Genomic DNA, 820 nt, shown 5'->3' with positions numbered 1-820 from the left:
CGCATCGGACCTTGGCCGCATCTTCGATGCCGCCGACCAGCAGCTCGTCTCGCGCATCGCCGAGGGTTCGGAAGCCTTGTCGAGTCGTGCCTCGGAAATCGGCCGTATCTTCGACGACGCGGATCAGCGGCTGGTGTCACGCATCGCCAGCAGCACCACCACGATCGGCGAGCATGCCGAGACGATCGTCGGCGCCTTTGCCGATACCGAGCAACGGGTTGCCGAACGCGCAAGGCGGACCGGCCAGGAAATGGCCGTGCATGCCCGCGAAATCGAGCAGGCGCTTGCCGGCGCCGACGAGCGTCTCGCCTCGAGCGCGGCGGCCGCGGCAGCCCGTGTCGAAGAGCAGGTCTCGGGCGTCGAGAACCGCCTCGCCTTTACGGCCGAGACGATGGGCCAGAAGCTCAACGAGCAGGTGTCGAACGCCGAGGCGCAACTCGTCTCGCGCGCCAATGTGATCGCCGAGACCTTCACCGCGGTTGGCCAGCATATCGGCCAGAGCACCAACGATGCCGCCAAGACGATCGGCGCCAACACCCGCGAACTCAACACCATGCTCGCGGCGCGTTCGGCCGAAATGTCGAAGATCCTCGACGAAACCGCACGGCCTTTGGTCGAGCGCTTCGCCCAGGGCGGCTCGGAACTGCAAAAGAGCATGGAAGAGGTCACAGAACGCGCCACCGAGAAGCTGCGCAGCGAGAATGCCGCACTTGTCGACGCGCTCGCCAACCGCACCGCCGAAACCTTGTCGGCGGTCGAGGGCGCCCGCTCGTCGCTGTCCGACAGCGTCGCCGACCTCATCGGCCGGATGACCAAGTCC

Annotated in this window: 1 pseudogene; it reads left to right on the top strand. The window is 66.6% G+C overall.

What is annotated here, in order from left to right:
* Positions 1-820, top strand: a pseudogene (locus EN925_RS37950) (kinesin); the annotation flags it as partial.

This window comes from Mesorhizobium sp. M7A.F.Ca.US.006.04.2.1 (genome assembly GCF_004022915.1).
Lineage (GTDB): Bacteria > Pseudomonadota > Alphaproteobacteria > Rhizobiales > Rhizobiaceae > Mesorhizobium > Mesorhizobium ciceri.
The sequence above is the reverse complement of the archived record's forward strand: the minus strand, read 5'-3'. Positions and strand labels throughout refer to the sequence as shown.